The following is a 16,653-nucleotide window of genomic DNA, read 5'->3' as shown; positions in this document are numbered from 1 at the left end:
GAATGCGTGAGGCGGCGGGACCGGGTGAGGAGGAACCCGGTCCCGCCGCTCCGCTCCCCGAGGGGCTCGGGCGGTCAGTCGTACGGGATGACCACCACGGACCGGTCCGTGCCCGTCTGGACGCGCGAGTCGCCGTTGCCGATCGCGCTCCAGACCTCCAGCCGCACGGTTCCGCCCGTCAGGTTCCCGAGTGTTCCCGTGGCGGACTTGAGGCCGCGGGACTGGGCGTACTCCTCCCAGCCCGTCACCGGGTCGGTCGCGAAGTAGTGGTACGTCTCCGTCCGTTCGAAGGTGCCGTCGCCGGTGAGGTCGTAGCTGATCCGGGCCTGCTGACCGAGTCCGACGCCCGCGCCGGCGTCGATCTGGAGGCGGAAGGCGGTGGAACCGCCTGCCTTGAGCGTGCCGTTGACTCCCTTGACCTCGTAGACGACCGGCCGGTTCGGGGTGCCGTCGTAGTTGCCGCCCTGTGCCGAGAGGACGGTGTCGCTGCCCGCCGTGGCGCCGGTGGCCGTGGTGAGCGCGCCGCCCGTGCGGAGCTGGAAGGTGTTGCCGGTGGACGGCTCCGGATCGGGATCGGGATCGGGGCTACCCGTCCCGGTGCCGGTGACGGTGGAACGCGCGGGTACGGAGAGGGACTTCCCGTCGGAGAAGGTGACGGTCCGCGCGGTGGCACCGTGGTTGTGGGCCACGTAGGTGCGTGTGGCGCCCTTGGCGAAGACGGCGGAGGTGGGGATGGAGCCGGTGACCGTCGCGTCGGGCGTGCCGAGCGTGTCGAGTGCGGTGAGCCAGTGGTAGGTGTGGGCCTTGGACTCGCCCGCCTCCGGGGTGTAACCGGCGTTGCCCGCGTCCCACTTGGCCTTGGCGGCGGCCGGGTCGGCGAAGGACTGGAATTCCCAGAGGATGTCCCGCCATTCGACGGCGGGTCCCGGGTTCTCGCGTTCCATCTCGGCGATGTTGCGCCGGACGGCTTCCTTGTGGCCGCCGAGGTGGAGTGAACCTCCGGTCACCGGGAGGACGTTGATGCCGTGGATCTCCTCGGGGTTGGCGGTCCACCAGGTGGCGTAGGCGGCGCCGCTGCCCCACACCATGCCGGCGGTGTCGTGCTGGAAGGCCGCGGGGAATACCTGCTGGTCGGCGTCGAACCAGTACTGGGCGATGGCTTCGCCCTCGGTGGTGAGCAAATACGTGCCGAGGTCCCGGAGTTCGGTGTTTCCGGTGGCCGAGCCCCAGAGGACGAGCGCGGCGCTGAGGTTGGTCGACTCGGAGGAGGACTCCTGGTTGTTGCCGGCGGCGAAGCCCTGGTGGCCGCTGGCCCAGCTGTGTCCGGCGTAGACGTCGAAGCCGCGGAGGAAGGGGAAGGCGGTGTCCGTACGGCTGGGGTTGGCGGTGTCGCGGACCAGGGTCTTGACCATGGCGCCCCAGGCGGAGTCGGCGGCCCAGCCCGCGTCGTATTGGGCGACGATCGCGGCGGCGTACACGTAGTAGCCGTAGTGGAAGTGGTGGTCGTTGAGTTCGGTGTCGCTGCCGTAGGAGGCCGGGTAGCCGGTGAGGGTCTTCCAGGCCGTGTCGTACGAGAACTCGTTCGCGCCGCCGGCCGTGAACCAGTCCTGGAGGCGGCCCTTGATCTGGCCGAGGAGCTTGTCGCGGAGCGCGGTCTCGCCGATCTGGTCGGCGAGCGGCACGAGTTGGGCGAGCTTGCCGAGCGCCTTGCCGGTCCAGTAGGTGTCGACGGCTCCGGAGAAGGGGTCGGCGGAGCTCGCGACCTCGTTCAGATAGCCGCGCAGGCGTGCGGTGTCCGCACCGGTGCCGCCCGGCAGTGCGGGCAGGGTGGCGGCGGCCTTCTGGCTGGTGGTGAAGGCGGCCGACTCCCGGACCTTCATGGTGCCGCGGGGTGAGACGTAGGTGTACGGGGTGAGCGGGTCGGTGGTGTTCAGCCACTGGTGGCGGTAGAGCGCCTGGAGGGTGCCGCGCTCGGTGCCCTCCTTCGCCTCGGTGGTGAGGGCGTAGGTGGCGCGGACGGTGCCCGCGTCGTAGCTCCAGTTCACGGTGGATCCGGTGACGAAGCTGAAGGCGTACTTCCGGTAGGTCGCGAGGGCGTCGGTGGAGGGCAGGACGGCGACGGAGAAGTAGTCCTTGCCGCCGAGCCCGGCGGTGACGGTGGAGCCGGAGACGGTCCAGTCGGTGCCGGTGGGCGAGAACAGGGCGTAGTGGTGGCCCGCGACGGTGATGCCGAGGACGTTGCCCTGGTCAGCGAAGACGGTGGGCGCGGTGGCGGTGGTGATCCGTGCGTCGCCGCCGGTGCCCTTGGCGTATACGAAGGGCATGCCGTGGCCGATGGTGGTGCGCAGGGTGCGGGCGCCGTCGGACCAGTAGGGGGTGACGGTCCAGTCGGACCAGGCGTCGGCCTTGGTGTCGGGCGAGTTGAGCCCGGTGAGGCCGAGGGTGAGGTCGCCCTTGTGGGCGAACTCGTACTGGCGTCCCTCGCCGACGATGGCGGGGGTGGTCGGGTAGCCGAGCTCGAGGCCGCCGGCGACGGCCTGGTAGGTGAGCGGGTGGCCGTACATGGGAGTGGAGTACGGGTTGCCCCCGTAGCGCTGGAAGGCGAGGGAGGACCACCAGTCGTTGGTGGGGACCGGCTTGCCCTGGGCGGCGGGGGTGACCTTGGGGGTGACCGGTGCGCCGGTGTTGGTCGTGGGGCCGGAGGTTCCGGCGGGGCGGGTGTCGGAGTAACTTCCGGCGCCCGTGGGGACGGTGGCCGCGGCCGCGGGGGCGGCGGCGGGACCGAGTCCCAGGGCTGCGAGGGCGGAGACCAGGACCAGCGCGGCGGCCGGCCTGGTGCGGGGGGCTGGCATGTACGGCACCTCATGTCGTCGCGACGAGTGGGGGCACGGAGGGGATGCGCGGGGAGAGAGAGGGGGGTGGCGAGCTCCGGGCGAACGCTCCGAGAGAGCGCTCTCAAGACGCCGGAAACGTAAAACTCTCGAAACGCGTGTGTCAAGAGATTGAACACAGGCCGGACTTGACGGCACTTCCCGTCCGTTACGCCTTCGAGCCTTGACGGATGGCCTCGTCCACAGGCACGCTCCCTCCGCACGCTTGAGAGCGCTCTCAGTCGCTCTCGCTCGTTCCGGAGCCAAGGGAGGCTTCCCATGCCCATCGCCCGAGCCGCCACCACGACCACCGCCAGGAGAGCCGTCGTCCGCCTGGGGGCCGTCGCACTCACCGGGGCCCTGCTCGCCGCCTGCGGAGGCACGTCGGACGACGCGTCCACCGACGGCGCGGGAGGCGAGGTCACGATCACCGTCGACCTGTTCGGCTCCTTCGGGTACAAGGAGGCCGGGCTGTACGCCGAGTACGAGAAGCTCCACCCCGGTGTCAGCATCAAGCAGACGGACACCGAGGACGAGGCCGACTACTGGAAGTCCCTGCAGACCCGGCTCGCCGGCGGCGCCGGCCTGGCGGACGTCCAGGGCATCGAGGTGGGCCGGATCGCCTCCGTCACCCAGCAGCAGTCCGAGCGCTTCGAGGACCTGAGGAAGTACGGCGCCGACACCCTCAAGAGCCAGTTCGCCCCGGCCAAGTGGGCGGCCGCCGCCGGCAAGGGCGGTGAGGTCCTCGGCCTCGGCACGGACGTCGGCCCGGAGGCCATGTGCTACCGCACGGACCTCTTCAAGAAGGCCGGTCTGCCGACCGGCCGAGACGAGCTCGCCAAGAAGTGGGCGACCTGGGACGGATACCTGGACCTCGGGAAGCAGTACAAGGCGAAGGCCGGCGGCAAGAGCGCCTGGATCGACAGCACCGGCAGCCTCTACTCGATCATCATCGGGCAGGAGAAGGAGCGGTACTACGACGCCTCCGGGAAGCTGATCTGGGAGAACAACCCCGCGCTGCGCAGCGCCTGGGACCACGCCGTCCAGGCGGCCCAGGACGGGCTGACCGCCAAGCTCGACCAGTGGTCCCCGCAGTGGAACCAGGCCTTCGCGGGCGGCTCCTTCGCCACCATCCCGTGCCCCGCCTGGATGCTCGGCTACATCAAGGGCCAGGCCGGTGAGGCCGGCAAGGGCAAGTGGGACGTCGCCACGCTCCCCGGCGGCGCCGGCAACTGGGGCGGCTCCTACCTGGCGGTGCCCAAGGCCGCGAAGCACAAGAAGGAGGCGTACGAGCTGGTGAAGTGGCTCACCGCCCCCGAGCAGCAGACGAAGCTCTTCCAGAAGCAGGGCAACTTCCCCTCCGCCACAGGTGCGATCGAGAAGGTCGCCGGTGCGAAGGACCCGTTCTTCTCCGACGCCCCCATCGGGCAGATCTTCGGCGACGCGGCGAAGGCGGCCCCGGTCCAGGTGCTCGGCGTCCACGACCAGAACATCACGACGCAGATCACCAACGCGCTGAGCGAGGTCGAGCGCAAGGGGACCTCGCCGGAGAAGGCCTGGTCGAACGCGAAGAAGGGCGTCGAGAACACCATCGGCTGACCCCGCCCTCCCTTCCCTCCACGCCTCCTCCCCGCTCCTCTCCGAAGGGCCGCGCCGTGACCCTCACCGCATCCGAGACACCGGCCCCGCCGAAGCCGGTCCCGCCGCCCGCGCGGCGGGGGTCCGCCCGGCGGGCCTGGCAGTCGTTCTCGCCGTACGCCTACCTCGCCCCGTTCTTCACCCTGTTCCTCGCCTTCGGTCTCTTCCCGCTGATCTACACGGCCTTCGTCTCCCTCTACCGGGTGGAGCTCCAGACGCCCGGTGACATGGAGTGGCGCGGCCTCGGCAACTACACCGCGCTCCTCGGCGACGAGTACTTCTGGCTCTCGCTGCGCAACACGTTCACCATCGGTGTGCTCTCCACGGTCCCGCAGCTCGTCATGGCCCTCGGGCTCGCGCACCTGCTGAACTACCGGATGCGCGGCCGCACCTTCCTGCGGACCGCGGTCCTCCTGCCGTACGCGACCTCGGTGGCCGCCGCCACCCTGGTCTTCGCCCAGCTCTTCGGGCGCGACTTCGGGCTGATCAACTACGCGCTGGGCCTGGTCGGCATCGACCCCGTCGACTGGCAGAACGGCACGGTCGCCTCGCAGATCGCCGTGTCGACGGTCGTCATCTGGCGCTGGACCGGCTACAACGCGCTGATCTACCTGGCCGGCATGCAGTCCATCCCTCATGAGTTGTACGAGGCCGCCGCGATGGACGGGGCGTCGCGGTGGCGCCAGTTCTTCCACGTCACGCTGCCCGGACTGCGGCCCACGATCGTGTTCACCGTCATCGTCTCGACGATCGGCGCGACCCAGCTGTTCGGCGAGCCGCTGCTGCTCGAAGGCTCCATCTCGGGCGGCATCTCGCACCAGTACCAGACCCTCGGTCTCTACATGTACGAGCAGGGCTGGGGCTTCTTCCATCTGGGCCGGGCCGCCGCCATCGCCTGGGTGATGTTCCTGCTCATCGTGGTGCTCGTCGGGGTCAACGCCCTGGTCGCGCGCCGCCGTTCCCGCAAGGAGGCCGGCCGATGACCGCGCCCATCGCCCCGGCGACGACCTCGGCGTCGAACGCCCCCACCGACCCTCCGGCCGCTCCCCCGGCCTCCGTACGCGCACGCGTACCACGGCGCGGGCGAACGGGCCGTCCCGGAGGCCCCTCCCGCGCGGGCCGCACCCTGCACGCGGGCCCCCTCACGTACGGGATCCTCGTCGTCGCCGTCCTGTTCTCCGCGTTCCCGTTCTACTGGACCATCGTCGCCGCGAGCCGCTCCAACGCCGATCTGGCGAAGGTCCCGCCGACGCTGCTGCCGGGCCCGAACCTGATCCGCAACTTCGAGGCAGTGCTCGAAGAGGCGGACATCGGCAAGGCGCTGCTCAACTCCTTCATCGTCTCCGGTTCGATCACCCTCGGCACCGTGCTGTGCTGCACGCTCGCCGGCTTCGCCTTCGCCAAGCTCCGCTTCCGGGGCCGGGGCGCACTCCTGGCGATCACCGTCGGCACCATGATGATCCCGCCGCAGCTGGGGGTGATCCCGCTGTTCATGCTGATCGCCGAGCTGGGGTGGGTGAACCAGCTCCAGGCGGTGATCCTGCCTGGCCTGGTGTCCGCGTTCGGGGTGTTCTTCATGCGCCAGTACCTGACGCAGACGCTGCCGGACGAGCTGATCGAGGCCGCGCGGGTCGACGGCGCGTCCACCGCCCGGATCTTCTGGTCGATCGTGGTGCCGATCGCCCGGCCCGGGATGGCCGTGCTCGGCCTGCTGACCTTCATGGCCGCCTGGAACGACTTCTTCTGGCCGGTCGTCGCCCTCACCTCCTCCGAGCCCACCGTCCAGGTCGCGCTGCGCCAGCTCGGCGGCGGCTACGTCCACGACCAGTCCGTGATCATGGCCGGCACGCTGCTCGGCACCCTGCCGGTGCTGCTCGTCTTCGGCCTGCTCGGCCGGCAGATCGTCGGCGGCATCATGCAGGGCGCGGTCAAGGGCTGACCCGTCCGCTCCCCCACACACAAGACGACTCACTCCAGGGAGTTCCCACCCCATGACCGCGCTCGACGCCCGTACCGGCACGACGACCGACCTCCGCTTCCCCGAGGGCTTCCGCTGGGGCACCGCCACGGCCGCCTACCAGATCGAGGGGGCGGCGGGCGAGGACGGCCGCACCCCCTCCATCTGGGACACCTTCAGCCGTACGCCCGGCAAGGTGCGCAACGGTGACACCGGTGACATCGCCGCCGACCACTACCACCGGGTCGACGAGGACGTCGCGTTGATGCGGCGGCTCGGCGTGACCGACTACCGCTTCTCGATCGCCTGGCCCCGGGTGCAGCCCACCGGGCGCGGCCCCGCCGTACGCAAGGGCCTGGACTTCTACCGGCGTCTCGTCGACCGCCTCCTCGACGCCGGTATCCGCCCGGTGGCGACGCTCTACCACTGGGACCTGCCGCAGGAGTTGGAGGACGCGGGCGGCTGGCCGCACCGGGAGACCTCGTACCGGTTCGCCGATTACGCGGCCATCATGGCGGACGCCCTCGGCGACCGGGTGGCGACCTGGACCACGCTCAACGAGCCCTGGTGCGCGGCCTTTCTCGGCTACGGCAACGGCGTGCACGCCCCGGGCCGCACCAGCGCCCTCGCCTCACTGCGCGCCGCGCACCACCTGAACCTGGCGCACGGGCTCGCGGCGCGCACCCTGCGCGGTGCGCTGCCCGGCGCGGCGGAGGTGTCGCTGACCCTCAACCTCCATGCGGTACGGGCCATTTCGCAGGCGCCCGAGGATCTGGACGCGGCCCGTCGAATCGACGCGGTCGGCAACCGCGTCTTCCTCGACCCCGTCTTCCACGGCCGGCTCCCTGAGGACCTGATCCGCGACACGGCCTCGGTCACGGACTGGTCCTTCGTCCAGGACGGCGATCTGGCGGCGGCGGCCGCGCCGATCGACTCCCTCGGCATCAACTACTACTCCCCGTCGGTCGTCGGGGCGGGTACGTCGGAGGCGCCCTCGCCGTGGGCGGGCGCGGAGCGGCACGTCCGGTTCGAGCCGGCCCCGGGGCCGCGCACGGCGATGGACTGGCCGGTGGACGCGGACGGGCTGTACGAGCTCCTGACCCGTCTGCGGGACGAGCTGCCGAACGTACCGCTGGTGATCACCGAGAACGGTGCGGCGTACGACGACTACGCCGACCCCTCGGGCAACGTGAAGGACCCGGAGCGGGTGGCGTACCTCCACGCGCATCTGGCGGCGGTGCACCGCGCGCTCGCGGACGGCGCAGACGTCCGGGGGTACTTCCTGTGGTCGCTCCTGGACAACTTCGAGTGGGCGTACGGCTACAGCAAGCGCTTCGGCATCGTGCACGTGGACTTCGCGACGCAGCGCCGGACGTTGAAGGACAGCGCCCGCTGGTACGCGGAGGTCATCGCGCGAGGGGGCCTGGAGGAGGCCTGAGGGGCCGCCCGGCCCCGACCGCTACGTCGCCAGCGCGCCGGCGACGAAGGACCGGGTCCACGGGACGGCCGACTCGATGGGGATGTACTGGTCGTCCGCCGGGAAGAAGTCCACGGACCCGACGGCCCCGTAGTTCGCCCAGAGGCAGGTGGTCATGGGGAAGGTGTCGGTGACGTTCTGCTGGCACTTCACGACGAGAGTGCTGTCCGTGACGGTCTTCGCCTTGCCGGTGAAGTTGCGGCCGTAGCCCGTCTCGAGTTCCACGGACGCGGCGAAGATCCTGTTCAGGGCGGCGGTGGGGTCCGTCACCCTCTCGTACAGGTTGGTCCTGGCCGTGAACATGGGCGCCGAGGCCGACATGGTGCCCTTGCGGAGGACATTGCGCGGGCTGCCGAAGCAGGACACCTCGTCGGCGACGTCGTGGCTGTCGCCCTCGATCTCCTTGAGGTCGTCGTCGCCGGTGATGCTCATGTCGAGGCCGCTGCCGTAGTGGAAGCCGCCGTCGCCCTCGTCGCAGACGAGGCCTTCCAGGGCGGGGACGACGATGGCCGTGTAGCGGGTGCCCGGGTCGGCGGCGAGCTTCTCGGCGGACGGGGAGTTCCCGGCCTCTCCGCCGCCGGTGGTCGTACCACCGCCGGAGGACTGCCCCGCCGACGCCTTGCCGGCCGACGGCTTCCCTGCCGGTGCGGTGTCGTCCGACGGCTCGGCGGAGCCGCACCCGGCCAGTGTCACCGCCACGGACGAGACCAGAACGACCGAAGCCACGACTGCCCGAAACCTGTTCATGTGCCGACTCCCCCGCGAGGCGCACGTGCCGAACCGATGGCGGCACCCAGTTGTTGATCAAGATCGCGGTGATCCTACGGGGAACCCGAGGGGGGTGCCGCGACACCCCCCTCGGGTTCGCGGCACCCCGGTCACTTTCCGGCCAGGGTCACAGGCGCTGCCACAGCGCCGGAACGTCGGGCGGCTGCCAGCCGGCCTGGGCCTGGTGGCCCTGGAGGCAGCGGTAGCTCGCGCCGCCGTACGTGACGACGTCACCGGCCGCGTAGACCTTGCCGACCGCCCATGTACCGCCCGGCTCCGGCTCGCCGGGTCCGGGGCCCGGGTCGGTGCCGGTCGTCTTGAGGGTGAGGCCGTAGTTCTGCAGCAGCGGGTTCAGTGGCTGGAAGAAGGTGGTACCGCCGCTGGAGCAGTTGCCGGAACCGCCGGAGGTCACGCCCTGGGCCTGGCTCCCGGAGATGTACGAACCTCCGGAGTCGCCGGGTTCGGCGCAGACCGTCGTACGGGTCACCCCGGAGATGGTGCCCTCGGGGTAGGTGACGCTCGTGTTGTGCTGCTGCACGGTGCCGCAGTGCCAGCCGGTGGTCGAGCCGGAGCGGCACACGGAGGAGCCGACGGGCTGGAGGACCGAGCCGGTCACCTGGACGTTCGCGCCGCCGGATCCCTTGACGTACGGGGTCGAGGTCCAGTTGGTGTTGGCGGCGACCCAGGCCATGTCGTTGCCGGGGAAGATCGAGCCCTGGAAGCTGCCCTGGGCCACCTGGTTGAACCCGCTGGTGGTGGTGCCCGCGCGACCGCAGTGGCCGGCGGTGGCGAAGCCCTGGGTGGTGCCGCGCGTCACCGCGAAGCCGACCGAGCAGCGGCCGCCGCCCATGTAGTACGCGTCGCCGCCCCGGATGTCGTAGAGCGGGCGGGGTGCCTGACCGGTGCGGACGACACGTACCAGCTCGCTCGGGACCCCGGTGGTGTGGATGAGCCGCGCACCGGCCCCGGCCCTCGTCTCCTCGACGACCAGGACATTGGCGCGCACGTCGACGTAGCGGGCGGGTGCGTCGGTGCCGGCGGAACGGTCCAGGCTCTCCTTGGCGCGTTCCAGGGTGGTCAGGCTGTGCGTCACGAGCCGGGCCCGCGCGCCCGTGGCCCGTATCGCGGCCGCGTCGGCGGCGCGGGTGGTGGCCACGGTCAGGGTGCCGGACTCGGCGCCGTCCACCCAGGCACCGGCGAAGGCGCCGCCCAGGCCCTGGCGGAGCCGGGCGGCGGTGGCGCCGGCCTCGGCCTCGTTGGTGAGGCGGGTCAGGGCCTGGGAGTGGGTGAGTCCCAGGTCGCGCCGCATGGCGTCGAGCAGCTCGGGCCGGGCGGAGTCGGCGCCGAGCGCCTGGGCGGCGGTCTTGACGGCCGGGGCGGGATGGGGGTCACGGGCGTCCGGGGCCGCGGCGGCGGAACCGGCCTGGAGCCCGGCCAGCGCCATACCGACGGCGACCAGGGCGGTACACGCCGCGCGGGCGTGTCGTCGGAGCATGGGGAGTCTCCTCGGTTCTCGGATCACGAGATCTCGGATCACGATCGGTTCTCGGTGGGGGATCTGCTGGAACCGTAGGGATCGCAACGAGGAGACGGCAGGTGCCAGTCGGCCCCTGCCATGGCGTTATGCCGGGGGTGCCACCCCCGCGTGCACCCGGCCCGCGCTGGTCGCGAGCGCCTCGGCATGGACGGCCCGGGTGTGGCCGAGGACGGCGGCGGACCGGGAGGCACCGCGCCCTTCGGGATGCCAGCCGAGCAGGTGCCGCCACATCAGCGGGGCGCCCGCGAGCGGGCGGGTGACGAGGCCCGGTGTGACGGGGAAGGTGGCCCGGCAGAGACCGACGGCCCGGCCGACCTGCACCAGGTGCACACAGGAGGCGGTGTCCGTCTCGTACACACAGGCCGGAGTGAACCCGGCTCGTACGCACGCGGCCGCGAAACAGTCGCCGAAGCAGCCGTCGCCCGGCACATCGGTCCAGGCCTCCGCCGCCAGTTCGGCCAGGTCGATCTCGGCGCGGGGCGCCAGCGGATGGTCGGCGGCCAGCATCACGTACACCGGGTCGCGGGCGACCTCCGTCCACGCCAGCCGTCCCGCCTCGGGCGGGCCGCTCTCCCCGCAGACCCCGACCAGGGCGAAGTCGAGGCGGCCGTCGGCGACCCCGCCGGCGATCTCCCGCTCCGACCACGAGATGTACGTGGTGACGGGGGCACCGGGGTCGTGGCGCGCGATGCGATCGACCAGGCCTCCGAGCAGCGGCCCGTGGGTACCGCCGAGTCGGTAGCCCTCCGCCCCACCCCGGGCGAACCGCACCGCCTCCTCCTGCAGCTCGCAGACGGCGGGCAGCACCACGCGCGCCCGGTCGAGCACCAGGTCGCCGAGCGCCGTGGCGCGTACGCCCTCCCGTCCGCGCTCGAACAGGGCGCCGCCCAGAGCCCGTTCGATCCGCTTGAGCTGAGCACTGAGCGCCGGCTGCGCGAGCCCGAGCGCGGTCGCGGCACGTGTGAGACTCCCCGCGTCCGCGATGGCCCGGATCGTCTTGAGGTGGCGCAACTCCAAGTCCATAATCGAGAGCTTGACGCCCCGGCCCGCCGCGGTCCAGACCAAAGCGGGGCCTGAATGCCCCCGCTCGTCCGGAACGACGCAGGTCACGGCGGCCGACGGCCCGGTCCAGGGAACCGTCGAGGTACTCCGGTCGTCCTCAGGGGCGAAGGGTGCCCTGGGACGGTCGACCGTCCCGTGGCACCGCACACGCGCGCATTGCGGAAGGTAAGGGGTACGGGGTGGCGGTCACGCTCGCGGAGGAGATCATGCTGCTGTCCCTGGACGACGTGTCCGGGGTCGCGAAGGAACGGCAGTCCGCCGCGTGGGCCGTGGCGGGCGGCATCCTGCTCGATCTCGTGCTGGCCGGGCGTGTGTCGGTCGACGACGGGAGGCTGCGGGTGACGGACGCGACGCCCACCGAGGTGCCGCTGCTCGACGAGCGGCTGCGGCAGGTCGACACCTGGTGCGCGAAGAAGGGCAAGGCCCCGAAGGTCACCGAGTGGCTGACGAAGGACCACACCAAGGCCGTGAAGGCCACGGTCGCGAGCCTCCGCGAGCGCGGCCTGATACGTGAGGAGCGGCAGCGGGTGATGGGCCTCTTCCCCGTCGCCCGCTATCCGGAGGCGGACGCCTCCGTCGAGCGCGAGTTGCGGGCCAGGCTGCACGCGGTGCTCGTCACCGGTCCCACCCACAGCGCCCGCACCACGGGTCTCCTCGCCCTGATCCACGGCGCCAAGCTCCACCGCCTCGCCTTCCCCGACCTGCCGCGCAAGGAGGTCACGTCCCGCCTGGAGGAGCTCACGGCCGGCCAGTGGGCCGCGGAGGGCGTGCGCCGGGCGATCCGTGACATGCAGGCCGCGATGGTGGCGGTCACGGTCGCCACGATGGTGACGGTCACCAGCTGACGACCGACGGGGGCGCTCCCCGACGCCGTACGGAGGTGGACCCGGGGCGGGCCCCCACGGCCCGCCCCGGGTCCGGCACCACTCTCCCCGCCGCCGCTCACGTCTCACTCACGTTCCGCTAACGCCGACCGTCACCTTCCGGCGCCGCGATCTGGCCCGCTCCCCAGGCGCCGGGCGCGCGAGCGGCGAGCGCCGAGGGCCGCGCGGTAGTCTGCTCGCCTTCCGCACACGTACCCGATCCTTCAGGGGAGCGAGCGACGCAGATGACCGATCTGAGCCGGACATACGTGGACGAGTGCCTGCGCGGGAACAGCGGGCTCGCCGGGGCCGTGGCGCGGGCCGAGCTGCCGCCGGCCTTCGAGGAGGCCTGGCGCGCGCACTTGCTGCCCCGGCCCTGGTTCGTGCGGGCCACGGAGACGGCCGCCTTCGCGCGCGATCTGGAGGGACTCTTCGAGCTGCTCGTGTCGCTGCCGCTCCGGCTCTTCGACGGGGACCTCGACCGGTACGCGGCGGAGGTCGGGATCGAACCCGCGCTCGCGGCGCTGCTCCGCCGGGGCGGTTCCGGCGTGCCCGCCAGGTTCGGCCGCGCGGACGCGTACCACGACGGCACCTCGTACAAGCTCCTGGAGTTGAACCTCGGCAGCGAGGTCGGCGGTGTCGACATGGCCGTGTTCAACCAGCGGCTGCTGCGGGTCCCGGAGTTCGCCGACTTCGCGCGCGTGCACCGGCTCGACCATGTGGACATCGCCGCTCGGACGGCCGCCGTCCTGCGCGACCGTGCCGAGCCCGCGCTGTCCGGTGGCGGGGACCCGGTGGTCGGGCTGATCGAGGGGCGCGGCGGCGTCGCCCCGTACGGGAGGCTGATGCGCGCCACGGTGGAGGCGATGGCCGAGCAGGGCCTCGACGTGCGGATCGGCGAGATCGGCGACGTACGCACCCGGGCCGACGGCAAACTCACCCTGGACGGCACCCCGCTCGACCTGGTGCTGCGGAACTTCGCGGCGAGTCAGCTGCTCGAAGACCCGGAGGGTCCCGGGGTCGCGGAACCGTTCTTCCGCGCCCATGAGGCCGGCAGGACCGTACTGTTCACCTCGCTCGACAGCGGCTTCTACGCGAACAAGAGCGCCCTCGCGCTGCTCACCGACCCGCGCCGGAGCGGCTCCTTCGACGCCGGCGAACGGGCCCTGATCGAAAGGGTCCTGCCGTGGAGCCGTACGCTCGGCGCCACCGCTCCCGCCGAGCTGATCGACCTCTGCCGGGAGCGGAGGGAGCGGCTCATCCTCAAGCCGGGCGCCGGGTACGGCGGTCTGGACACCTTCGTCGGCTGGGAGTCCACGGCCGCCGACTGGGACAAGGCGCTGCGCGTCGCCGTCGAGCGCGGCGGTTACGTGGCGCAGGAGCGGGTCGTACCGCGCCCCGAGCCGGTGTACGACCCGGAGAGCGGTTCCGTCGACGACTGGATCGCGGCGCTCGGCATCTTCCTCACGGACGAGGGGTACGCGGGCACGCACGCGCGTGCCAACCGCGCCGACGGGGGCGCGATCGTGGGGATGAGCAGCAACCCGGACACCCGGATGGTGGGCGTGTTCTCGCATCCGTGACGCGTTGCGGGGGGGGGAAGGGAGGACCCGGGTCAGCCCGTCCCGCCCTGGCCCTCGTCCTTCTTCCAGGGTCCGACGCCGAGCTTCCCCGTCGTGCCGAGGTCGAGCTCGGGGATCACCGTCACCGGGGCCGCGCCGGGCTTCGCCCACACGCGCGCGTAGGGGGCGTTCACGGGATCGCCGGCTCCCCCTTCGACGGTGTTGCGCCAGACCAGACCGGCGTGGGCGCGCTCACCCGGCCGCAGTTCGAGCTGCCGCGGCGGCCCGTCCGCGCCGGTGCCTCCGGCGATGGCCTCGCCGCCCTGGACGATCGACACGCTTCCGACGCGGTCGTGGTCCTCGTCGCGGATCTCGACACGGGGGTAGCCGCTGAGCCGGTACGGCCGGGTGCCGCAGTTCTCCAGGTGGAGGCCGACGACGCGAAGACCCATGGCGGCGTCGCCTTCGTCGGCGTACACCCGCAGGCCCGTGGACGGGCAGGTACCGCCTGCGCTCGGCGCCTCGGAGGCCGGGAGGCTCCGCACCTTCACGATCCGCGCACGGCCCCTTCCGGCGGGAGCGTCCGGGGGAAGGTCGGGGGCGGTGACCGTACGCCGGACGGTCTTTCCGGGGGCGACGGCCTGGACCGTGTCCTCGACGTCGGCGAGGGCCTGGCCCGTGTCCGACAGGAACCCGACCGTGACGACGTAGGTGAAGGGCTCGGTCTCCCGGCTGGTGACGGAGTACGCCGCACAGGGACGGGCTCCGGAGCCGGCGCCTCCGGAGCCGGTCCCGATGATCGTGACGCCGTCCTGGGCCGGCGAGGCGGATGCCTCCGGTACGCGGGTGGCCTCGGAGGGGTCGGCCCCGGGCCCGCACGCGGGCGGTGAGGTGGGGCCGGCGGAGTCGGCCCCCGGCTGCTCGGTTCCACAGGCGGTGAGCAGGAGGAGACCGGCGACGGCGAGGGGCAAGCCGTTGAGACGGGTGAGGCGGGTGAGGCGCATGGGAGGAGTTGATCAGAAGCCGGGGCCCTCCGGCCATGACGCACACCACCCTCCCCGTACCGAACGGGCACGTGAATGCGAACCGACCGTACGGAGCGTCAGGCGCCGGCCAGCTCCGCGTTCGCGCGGTCCGTGATCAGGGTCAGTACGCGGCCCGCGACCGCCAGGTCCTCGGCCGGGATGCCGCCGTACAGCCGGGCGGCGATCCCGGCGGACTCGGCGGAGGAGACCTCGTACAACTCCCGTCCGGAGTCGGTGAGTCGCAGCCGCGTCGGCTCCTCCGGGTCCTGTTCCAGCAGCTTCGCCGCCGTCAGCTCCTCGATGACGCCGCGTACGACCGACGCGTCGGTCTTCAGTGAACCGGTGACGTCGCCCACGAGCTCCTCGCGGCCGGTGGACTCGCCCGCGGTCACGACGGCCCGGAGCGTCACACTCTGGTGGAAGGTGATGCCGTGGTCGGCCAGCACGCCCTCCAGGAGGGCGCGTCCGGCATGGTGTGCCAGGGCCAGAACCCGGCCGTTGACACTGGGTGCGGTGGTGGTCATGACTGCTCCTCGTCGTTCTCGGTGTGCGGATCAAGAGGTGCGTCGAGCAAGGTCGCCAGTTCGCGGGTGAACTCCCGTGCACGCGGGCTGTCCTGCCCCCCGAGCGGCTCCAGCAACCGGTCCAGAAGGCGCTGGACGATCTTGATCGCCCGGCGTGTGACGTCGAGCCCCTGCTCGGTGAGCGACAGTTGCATGGCGCGCGGATCGTTCGGGTCCCGGGTGCGGGCGACGAGGCCGGAGGCCTCCAGGGCGCGGGCGAGCTTGGAGACGTACAGCGGCTCCAGGCCCGTCCGGTCGGCGAGCCCACGCTGACTGGGCCGCAGCCCGGAGCGCGACATGCCGTACAACGACGCCATGAACACGTACTGGGCATGAGTCAGACCCAGCGGCGCGACCGCCCGGTCGACCGCCACCCGCCACTTCATCGACAAGCGCCAGACGAGGAATCCCGCGGTGGCGCCCTTGGCTGTTGAACTCACTTTGAATACGGTACATGGCTACTATGTACATGGCTACTATTTTCCCCGCGAGCGTCGAGCAGCCGAGCATTCACTCAGCCGCACACCCGGCCGGCCGCACACTCGGTGAGCCGGGCGGAGTAGCGATCGCGCCGCTCACGCGCTCGTGGAGCCCGCCTCCGGGTGGAGCGCCGCCGCCCCGGCGAGGAGGAGTTCCAGGGCGAACGGGTAACCGCTGCCCTGCATGTCGGCGGCGAGCCGGGGGAACGTGGCGGCGACGTGCGGGTGGGTGTCGGGCGGCAGCTTGCCGTACACCGCGTGCCAGACCTCCGCCTCCTTCTCCCGCGCGGCGGGCGGCAGGGCGAGTGCGGCCGCGTCCTGGGCCGCGAAGGCGAGGGCCTGATCGACGAAGGCGTGGTAGATCCGGACCGCGAGGCCGTCCGGGAAGCCCGAGGTACGCAGGATGCCGAGGATCCGCTCGACGGCGCGGGTCTCGTGCGGTCGCCCCGTCGTGCGGTACGCCCCGAGGACCGCGGCCTGCGGATGGGAGAGGTAGCGCGCGTGGATCCGCAGCCCCATCGAGCGGAGGTCCGTCCGCCAGTCGCCCGTCGCCGTCCACCCGTCCTGCGCCCGGCCGATCAGCTCGTCCGCGATCGCGAGGAGGAGGGCGTCCGTGTTGCGGAAGTAGCGGTAGAGCGCGCTCGGGTCGGCGCCGAGCGCGGCGCCGAGCCTCCGTACCGACAGGGCGTCGGCACCGTGCTGGGCGACGAGGCGGAGCGCCGTGTCGACGATCAGCTGCTCCGAGAGGACGGCACCCTGCTTGGTCGGGCGACGGCGCCGGCGATTGCCTTCGGGGACCACGCGTTCGGACATGGCCGGGACCTTACGTCAACACCATTGACGTGTAAACGC

At 71.9% G+C, this 16,653-nt stretch carries 14 protein-coding genes; 6 read left to right on the top strand and 8 right to left on the bottom strand.

All coding sequences use genetic code 11. The features are described 5' to 3' along the window. Window positions 1-74: 74 nt before the first annotated feature. Window positions 75-2,852 (bottom strand): glycosyl hydrolase, encoded by a 2,778-nt coding sequence (locus tag OG462_RS37965; protein WP_406065012.1) that lies wholly within the window; start codon window positions 2,850-2,852, stop codon window positions 75-77. Between the two features lie 297 nt (window positions 2,853-3,149). Here OG462_RS37965 and OG462_RS37960 point away from each other — a divergent pair, with 297 nt between their 5' ends. From OG462_RS37960 to OG462_RS37945, 4 genes are read left to right on the top strand one after another with little or no spacing between them, the layout of a single operon-like run. After that, window positions 3,150-4,469: an extracellular solute-binding protein gene (locus tag OG462_RS37960; protein WP_406065011.1), complete on the top strand. Its 1,320-nt coding sequence runs from the start codon at window positions 3,150-3,152 to the stop codon at window positions 4,467-4,469. Between the two features lie 56 nt (window positions 4,470-4,525). Further along, window positions 4,526-5,491: a carbohydrate ABC transporter permease gene (locus tag OG462_RS37955; RefSeq protein ID WP_406065009.1), complete on the top strand. Its 966-nt coding sequence runs from the start codon at window positions 4,526-4,528 to the stop codon at window positions 5,489-5,491. After that, entirely contained in the window at window positions 5,488-6,447 is a 960-nt protein-coding gene (locus tag OG462_RS37950) for a carbohydrate ABC transporter permease (RefSeq protein WP_406065007.1), read from the top strand. The genes OG462_RS37955 and OG462_RS37950 overlap by 4 nt, the downstream gene beginning before the upstream one ends. Window positions 6,448-6,499: 52 nt before the next feature. Then, complete coding sequence (locus tag OG462_RS37945) at window positions 6,500-7,903, top strand: GH1 family beta-glucosidase (RefSeq protein ID WP_406065005.1); 1,404 nt, start codon at window positions 6,500-6,502, stop codon at window positions 7,901-7,903. Window positions 7,904-7,924: 21 nt separating this feature from the next. Here OG462_RS37945 and OG462_RS37940 read toward each other — a convergent pair whose 3' ends face one another. The 3 genes from OG462_RS37940 to OG462_RS37930 form a co-directional block, all read right to left on the bottom strand. Beyond that, window positions 7,925-8,689 carry a hypothetical protein gene (locus tag OG462_RS37940; protein ID WP_406065003.1) on the bottom strand — a complete coding sequence of 255 codons (765 nt, stop codon included), beginning with the start codon at window positions 8,687-8,689 and terminating at the stop codon, window positions 7,925-7,927. Between the two features lie 148 nt (window positions 8,690-8,837). Then, the gene (locus tag OG462_RS37935) at window positions 8,838-10,205 is read right to left on the bottom strand and encodes a carbohydrate-binding protein (protein ID WP_406065001.1); all 1,368 of its coding nucleotides are present in this window, start codon (window positions 10,203-10,205) and stop codon (window positions 8,838-8,840) included. 126 nt (window positions 10,206-10,331) lie between these two features. Next, window positions 10,332-11,270: a LysR substrate-binding domain-containing protein gene (locus OG462_RS37930; RefSeq protein WP_406064999.1), complete on the bottom strand. Its 939-nt coding sequence runs from the start codon at window positions 11,268-11,270 to the stop codon at window positions 10,332-10,334. A 218-nt stretch (window positions 11,271-11,488) separates the two neighbouring features. Between OG462_RS37930 and OG462_RS37925 the strand changes: the two genes are divergently transcribed. Together OG462_RS37925 and OG462_RS37920 are read left to right on the top strand one after the other, a co-directional pair. Further along, on the top strand, window positions 11,489-12,154 hold the full coding sequence (locus OG462_RS37925) for a GPP34 family phosphoprotein (RefSeq protein WP_406064997.1): 666 nt from the start codon (window positions 11,489-11,491) through the stop codon (window positions 12,152-12,154). Between the two features lie 263 nt (window positions 12,155-12,417). After that, entirely contained in the window at window positions 12,418-13,755 is a 1,338-nt protein-coding gene (locus OG462_RS37920; protein ID WP_406064996.1) for a hypothetical protein, read from the top strand. A 32-nt stretch (window positions 13,756-13,787) separates the two neighbouring features. On the opposite strand, the gene OG462_RS37915 is transcribed toward OG462_RS37920, so the two are convergent. The 4 genes from OG462_RS37915 to OG462_RS37900 form a co-directional block, all read right to left on the bottom strand. After that, on the bottom strand, window positions 13,788-14,738 hold the full coding sequence (locus OG462_RS37915) for a DUF4232 domain-containing protein (RefSeq protein WP_406064994.1): 951 nt from the start codon (window positions 14,736-14,738) through the stop codon (window positions 13,788-13,790). A gap of 98 nt (window positions 14,739-14,836) precedes the next feature. Continuing rightward, complete coding sequence (locus tag OG462_RS37910; protein WP_406064992.1) at window positions 14,837-15,283, bottom strand: MarR family winged helix-turn-helix transcriptional regulator; 447 nt, start codon at window positions 15,281-15,283, stop codon at window positions 14,837-14,839. After that, window positions 15,280-15,762, bottom strand: coding sequence for a MarR family winged helix-turn-helix transcriptional regulator (locus OG462_RS37905; protein WP_406064990.1), 483 nt, complete (start codon window positions 15,760-15,762; stop codon window positions 15,280-15,282). The genes OG462_RS37910 and OG462_RS37905 overlap by 4 nt, the downstream gene beginning before the upstream one ends. A gap of 135 nt (window positions 15,763-15,897) precedes the next feature. Beyond that, window positions 15,898-16,614: a TetR/AcrR family transcriptional regulator gene (locus OG462_RS37900; RefSeq protein ID WP_406064988.1), complete on the bottom strand. Its 717-nt coding sequence runs from the start codon at window positions 16,612-16,614 to the stop codon at window positions 15,898-15,900. Between the last annotated feature and the right edge of the window lie 39 nt (window positions 16,615-16,653).

It is taken from the genome of Streptomyces sp. NBC_01077, from assembly GCF_045162855.1.
Lineage (GTDB): Bacteria > Actinomycetota > Actinomycetes > Streptomycetales > Streptomycetaceae > Streptomyces.
The sequence above is the reverse complement of the archived record's forward strand: the minus strand, read 5'-3'. Positions and strand labels throughout refer to the sequence as shown.